7 protein-coding genes are annotated in these 6171 nt (G+C 68.0%); 4 read left to right on the top strand and 3 right to left on the bottom strand.

Annotated elements, in window-relative coordinates; all coding sequences use genetic code 11:
* Nucleotides 1-426 precede the first annotated feature (426 nt).
* Nucleotides 427-1635, bottom strand: coding sequence for an NADH:flavin oxidoreductase (locus BST27_RS29410; protein ID WP_069422595.1), 1209 nt, complete (start codon nt 1633-1635; stop codon nt 427-429).
* A gap of 124 nt (nt 1636-1759) precedes the next feature.
* Between BST27_RS29410 and BST27_RS29405 the strand changes: the two genes are divergently transcribed.
* Both BST27_RS29405 and BST27_RS29400 read left to right on the top strand, forming a co-directional pair.
* Nucleotides 1760-2614 carry a bifunctional methylenetetrahydrofolate dehydrogenase/methenyltetrahydrofolate cyclohydrolase gene (locus BST27_RS29405; RefSeq protein ID WP_069422594.1) on the top strand — a complete coding sequence of 285 codons (855 nt, stop codon included), beginning with the start codon at nt 1760-1762 and terminating at the stop codon, nt 2612-2614.
* Complete coding sequence (locus BST27_RS29400; RefSeq protein ID WP_069422593.1) at nt 2611-2904, top strand: DUF3017 domain-containing protein; 294 nt, start codon at nt 2611-2613, stop codon at nt 2902-2904. The genes BST27_RS29405 and BST27_RS29400 overlap by 4 nt, the downstream gene beginning before the upstream one ends.
* Before the next feature lie 31 nt (nt 2905-2935).
* Here BST27_RS29400 and BST27_RS29395 read toward each other — a convergent pair whose 3' ends face one another.
* Nucleotides 2936-3370, bottom strand: coding sequence for a DUF732 domain-containing protein (locus BST27_RS29395; RefSeq protein WP_069422592.1), 435 nt, complete (start codon nt 3368-3370; stop codon nt 2936-2938).
* A 198-nt stretch (nt 3371-3568) separates the two neighbouring features.
* Between BST27_RS29395 and BST27_RS29390 the strand changes: the two genes are divergently transcribed.
* Complete coding sequence (locus BST27_RS29390; protein WP_069422591.1) at nt 3569-5023, top strand: FAD-binding oxidoreductase; 1455 nt, start codon at nt 3569-3571, stop codon at nt 5021-5023.
* 166 nt (nt 5024-5189) lie between these two features.
* On the top strand, nt 5190-5381 hold the full coding sequence (locus BST27_RS29385) for a hypothetical protein (RefSeq protein ID WP_069422590.1): 192 nt from the start codon (nt 5190-5192) through the stop codon (nt 5379-5381).
* A 7-nt stretch (nt 5382-5388) separates the two neighbouring features.
* Here the strand turns inward: BST27_RS29385 and BST27_RS29380 are convergent, their stop codons facing one another.
* A complete protein-coding gene (locus BST27_RS29380; protein WP_069422589.1) occupies nt 5389-6030 on the bottom strand; it encodes a response regulator transcription factor in 642 nt (213 codons plus the stop codon).
* Nucleotides 6031-6171 lie beyond the last annotated feature (141 nt).

Genomic DNA, 6171 nt, shown 5'->3' with positions numbered 1-6171 from the left:
CTGGAAAACACCCGCCGAAGCCCTCGACGAACTACTGTCAAACCCGCCCACCGTTGCATCGACCGCTTGAAACCGCCGGCGGCGGAGGGGCCGTGGGCCCCACGTTCGGTGCAGGGATGGCCGCCGACGCCGTGTCGCTGGGCCGCGAGTGTGGGGGATATGTACTTGCGCGGGCGGCGGAGGGGCCATGGGCCCCACGTTCGGCGCAGGGATGGCCGCCGACGGTGTGTCGCTGGGCCGCGAGTGTGGGGGATATGTACCTGCGCAGGCGGCGGAGGGGCCGTGGGCCCCACGTTCGGCGCAGGGCCGACGGCGTGTCGCTGGGCCGCGAGTGTGGGTGATATGTACCTCGTCGGGCGAAGTTGGGGCCAAAGGCCTTACGTTCGGCGAAGTGGTGGGCGCCGCGGCGCAGAAAAGCCGCCGGCCCTAGTCCGGCGCTCCGGTGACCACACAGTGCGTGCGGCTGTAGATCGTGGGCATACACCGATTGCAGTGGATACAAGCGGATTTCACGGCGGCGCCCTCGGCCTTGATCCGATTGATCAGGTCGGGCTCGGCCAGCAGCGCCCGTGCCATCGCGACGAACTCGAACCCCTCCGCCATCGCCAGGTCCATGGTGTCCCGGTTGGTGATGCCGCCCAGCAGGATCAGCGGCATCGACAACTCGGCACGGAACAGCTTCGCGTCGCGCAGCAGGTAAGCCTCTTGGTAGGGGTACTCGCGGAGGAATTTCTTGCCCGTCATCCGCACCCCCCACCGAATGGGCGGCTTGAAGGCACCGGCGAAGTCCTTGACCGGAGCGTCGCCGCGGAACAGGTACATCGGGTTGACCAGCGAACTGCCCGCGGTGAGCTCGAGCGCGTCCAGGCCGCCGTCTTCTTCGAGCCACTTTGCGGTGGTCAGCGACTCCTCGATGCTGATGCCGCCGCGCACGCCGTCGGCCATGTTGAGTTTGGCCGTCACCGCGATCGGGCGGGGACCCTGGTCCACTGCGCGGCGCACGGCCATCACCAGGCCGCGCGCGACCTTGGCCCGGTTCGCCAGCGACCCGCCGAACTCGTCGTCGCGGCGATTGATCAGCGGGCTGAGAAAGGAGCTGGCCAGGTAGTTGTGGCCGAGGTGGATTTCCACGGCGTCGAAGCCGGCTTCGACGGCGAACCGGGCGGCTTTGGCGTGGTCGGCGAGTACGTCGTCGATGTCGTCGTGGTTGGCCTTCTTGGCGAACCGCATGGCGAGCGGATTGAAGAACCGCCCGGGCGCCAGGGCGGTGGCCTTGTTGGACCGGGCGTCGGCCACCGGCCCGGCGTGGCCGATCTGCGCGCTCACCAACGCACCCTCGGCATGGATCGCGTCGGTAAGGCGACGTAGGCCCGGCACTGCCTCCGGCCGCATCCAGATCTGCTCGCCGCTGGTGCGGCCGCCGGGGGCGACCGCGCAGTACGCGACCGTGGTCATGCCAACCCCGCCGGCCGCCGGCAGCCGGTGGTATTCGATCAGGTCGTCGGTCACCAGCGAGTCGGGTGTGCGCGCCTCGAAGGTGGCGGCCTTGATGATGCGGTTGCGCAGCGTCAGCGGCCCTAGCTTGGCCGGGCTGAAAACGTCTGGCGCAGCCTGAGGGGCTGTCTCAGGAACCATGCCGCTGAGCCTAATGGCGCGGTGCACCGACATTGCCGCTAGGGCTGTGCTAAAGCTCGCGTCCACGACCCTGACGGCAATGTCGGCGCGGCGGCCCCGAAACCGCCGTGCCAGACTGTCTGACGTGGGCGCAATCACGCTGGACGGCAAGGCCACCCGTGAGGAGATCTTCGTCGACCTGAAGCAGCGGGTCGAGGCGTTAACTGCAGCGGGCCGCACCCCCGGTCTGGGCACCATCCTGGTCGGTGACGACCCCGGTTCCCAGGCGTACGTCCGCGGCAAGCACGCCGACTGCGCCAAGGTGGGCATCAACTCGATCCGCCGCGACCTGCCCGCCGACATCTCCCCGGCGACGCTCGACGAGACGATCGACGAACTCAACGCCAACCCGGACTGCACCGGCTACATCGTGCAGCTGCCGCTGCCCAAGCATCTCGACGAGAATGCGGCGCTGGAACGTGTCAGCCCGGACAAGGACGCCGACGGTCTGCACCCGACCAACCTGGGCCGGCTGGTGCTCAACACGCCGGCACCGCTGCCCTGCACGCCGCGGGGCATCGTGCACCTGCTGCGGCGTTACGACGTTCCGATCGCGGGGGCGCACGTCGTCGTCATCGGGCGTGGCGTGACGGTGGGCCGGCCGTTGGGGCTGTTGCTCACCCGCCGCTCCGAGAACGCCACCGTGACGTTGTGCCACACCGGAACTCGTAATCTGCCCGAGCTGACCAGGCAGGCCGACATCATCGTGGCCGGCGTCGGGGTGCCGCACCTGGTGACGGCGGACATGGTGCGTCCGGGCGCCGCGGTCGTCGACGTCGGCGTCAGCCGGGTGGACGGCAAGCTCACCGGCGACGTGCATCCGGACGTCTGGGACGTCGCCGGACACGTGTCGCCCAACCCCGGCGGCGTGGGACCCCTTACTCGGGCCTTCCTGCTCACCAACGTGGTGGAGTTGGCCGAGCAGGCCGCAACGCCATGACGGTTCGGGCCATCCTCGCTGGCGCTGTGCGTGCGCAATGGCCCATCCTGCTGGTTGGGCTGATCTTCACCGTGGCCTTTGGGCTCGCGGCGGCCAACTTCTGGCGCCGGGGGGCACTGCTGATCGGGATCGGCGTGGGTGTCGCGGCCGCACTGCGGTTGGTGCTGTCGGAGGACCGGGCCGGCCTGCTGGTCGTCCGTCACCGCGGCACGGACTTTGTAACCATGGCGACGGTCGCGGCCGCCATGGTCTACATCGCGTCGACGATCGATCCGCTGGGTACGCGCTAGCGCGCTGGGTAAGCGCTAGCGCGCGGGAGGGCTAGATGCCGGGTATGCCGGGGAGGCCCGCCAGGCCGGGTATCTGTCCCACCCCGGGAAGTTGCTGCAGACTGTCCGGCAGGGTGCCGTTCGCGACGTTGGCCATCAGCTGCGGGCAGTACATCGAAATCGCGATGCTGGTGAACGCTTCCGCCATGCCCTGGTTCAAGCCGCTTTGGCGGGCGACGATCGTCGACGCGGCCTTGTTGAAGGACCCACCGGGCTGGGACAGGATCGGGCAGACGGCCTGGCCCAATGCCTCCGCATTAACCGGGTCGCCGTAGTTGATTCCGGCGTTGTTCAGCGCATTGAGGAATGCGTCGTCTACCGGGCTCGCTTCCGCCGGTGCCGCCGCAAATACCGCGCTGGCGGCCAATATTCCGGCGGACGCCGTCAGCAGACGAATGGTCAAGGGCTGATTGCGCCAAAGTTTCATATCGAGAACCCTCCGGCATGCCGGTCTCATTTTGACCACGATGACATAAAGCTTTGCCTTCTCTGCGTTTTCTTATGGTTCTGCTGCCGGATCGTCGGCTATCGGCGGCGGCCCGCAATGACACGATCGCATCACACTGCGGCGCGACACGTTGCGGCACAAGCCTTTCCGCGGTGGCAGCGGTGAACAATACGAACAATGGACCGGGAGATCTCACGCCAGACGTTGCTGCGCGGCACGATCGGGGCGTTGGCGGCCGGGGCTTTGTTCGGCTCGGGACGGGCGGCGGCGGATCCGGGGATCGGCTGGGCGGGACTGGCCTCCTCGATCGGCGGCAAGGTCCTGCTGCCCGCGAACGACGGCGTTTTTGCGTCGGCCAAGCAGGTTTTCAACTCCCTTTATGACGGCTCTGACCCGGCGGCCGTCGTCACCGTCACGTCCCAGTCGGACGTCGAGAAGGCAGTCGCCTTCGCGGCGGCCAACAAGCTCAAGATCGCGCCCCGCGGCGGCGGACACTCCTACACCGGCGCCTCGACCGCCACCGGCGCCATGGTCCTCGACCTGCGCGGTCTGCCCGGCGGGGTGAAATTCGACAGCGCCACGAACACCGTCACGGTGCCGGCGGCGACCGAACTCTACGCGGTACACCAGGCGCTGGCCGACGTGGGTCGCGCGATTCCCACCGGCAGTTGTCCGACCGTCGGCGTCGGCGGGTTGACCCTCGGCGGCGGGCTGGGTGCCGATTCCCGCCACGCCGGATTATCTTGCGACGCACTGCGATCCGCGACGGTGGTGCTGCCCAGCGGAGAGACGGTGACCGCTTCCGCGGACGACCACCCAGACCTGTTCTGGGCGCTGCGGGGCGGCGGGGGAGGGAACTTCGGGGTGACGACTTCGATGACGTTTGCGACATTTCCCGCTGTCGGTGCCGACGTGGTTCGGGTCGATTTCGCGCCGCCGGCGGCCGCCGAGGTGCTCGTCGGCTGGCAGAAGTGGCTCGCGGCGGCGGACCGCAACACGTGGGGCCTGGTCGATCTGTCGGTGGGCGCGGGGCAGGGGGCGTCGGGAGGGAACTGCCATGTGTTGGCGACGTGCGCTTCCGGTTCCGGCGCCGCGACGGTCGAGGCGATCAAGTCGGCGGTGGGGATCCAACCCAGCGGCACCGAGATCAAGTCGTTCACCCACATGGAGCTGGTGCGGTATCTGGCCGGTGGCAGCGCGACGAGCTCCCCGCGCGGCTTCGTGGCCGGTTCCGACGTCATCGGAGTCATGAGTTCCGGTGCGGCGCAAGCCATTGTGGCCGCGATCGGCAAGTGGCCGCCCGCGTCGGGACGCGCCGCGGCGATCATCGATACGCTCGGCGGCGCGGTCGCCGACGTCGACCCGGGAGCTTCGGCGTTTCCCTGGCGCCGACAGGCCGCCGTCGTGCAGTGGTACGCCGAGACATCCAACAGCTCACAGGTGGGCACCGCCAACACCTGGCTGGGCACCGCGCACCAAGTGGTGCAACAGTTTTCGGTTGGCGGCTATGTCAACTACCTGGAGCCCAACACGCCGGCGTCACGCTACTTCGGCTCGAATCTAGCTCGGCTCAGCGTGATTCGGCAGAAATACGACCCGAACCAAGTGCTGCACTCCGGGCTCGCCTTCTGACTTCAGAAGGTTCCCGAGCCGGCGCGCCCTACCTGGTTCTGGAAAGCAGGTAGTCGTGCGTCGGAAGCACGTGAAAAGCAGGTAGTCGGCTACGGGTCACCCCCATGCGAACTGCGGAATCGTTCCTGACGACGGTGTAGAGCCGCGTGGCGGGAAGGTTGTGAGAATGGGCGAGGACTACGAGGCGGCGCTGCGCAGTTTGCCCGAGCCGCTTGCACTCGCCCTTCGCCTGCACGATGCCGGCGCCACCCACGAAGTGATCGGTGAGCAACTCCACATCGAGCCGGAAGGCGTAAGCACGCTGCTCGACCTGGCGCACCGCAAGCTCGACAGCGCACTACACCGCCGACCCGGGTAGCGATCGGTCACTTCTCGTGTGCGGGTGCCGCGTCGTTGAATTGCTGCACCAAGGCGGCCAGTTCGGCACGTGATGAAACTCCGGCCTTGTTGCTGGCCTGGTAGACGTGACCTTCGACCGTGCGAATCGATAGGGACGTCGCTTCGGCGATTTCCCTGTTCGACAGACCTTGCGACACCAAATTCGCGATCTCGTGCTCGCGTCGCGTGAAGGGCAGCGGCACCCTGCTGGCGGCCAGCGCCGGGCTTAGCGCACCACCGCACCGCCGGGCCAGCGATTGCGCTCGGGCACCGGCGCTCAGCGCACTGCCGCGTCGCCCGCTCGAGCGGTGGGAGGCGGCGGCCTGGGCCGCGGCATCGGCCGCGGCCAACACGTCGCCCATCGCTTCGAAGTCGCGCGACACCGCATCCAGCCCCGTGGCGTCGTCGTCAGCCAGGGCACGGGCATATCGGGCCGACAGGGGTGCCCTCGGTCCCTCGACCACCGTGGAAAGCTCTTCCAGTCGGGCTGCCGCGCCGACGTCGCCGAACTGCACCGCCGTCTGCAGACAGAGCACCTCGCGCGCGAATTGGCCGTGATCGCGGGCGAATTCCGACGCACGCGAGGTTGTCTCGCGTGCGTCCGTGGTTCGTCCCTGGGCGGCGCACACCCACGCCTCCGCCAGCAGATATCCGGATTCGACATACCCGTACGCCGGATGTCGGCTTTCGCGGGTCCTTAAGTTCGTAGGTGCAGTTACTTCGTGTTGTTACGTTGTGCTGTGACCCGGGCGGGTCGGGTGAGGTTGTTG

Source organism: Mycobacterium intermedium (assembly GCF_002086275.1).
In the GTDB taxonomy this organism is placed as follows: Bacteria; Actinomycetota; Actinomycetes; order Mycobacteriales; family Mycobacteriaceae; genus Mycobacterium; species Mycobacterium intermedium.
This window is presented reverse-complemented; position numbering and strand designations above follow the sequence as displayed.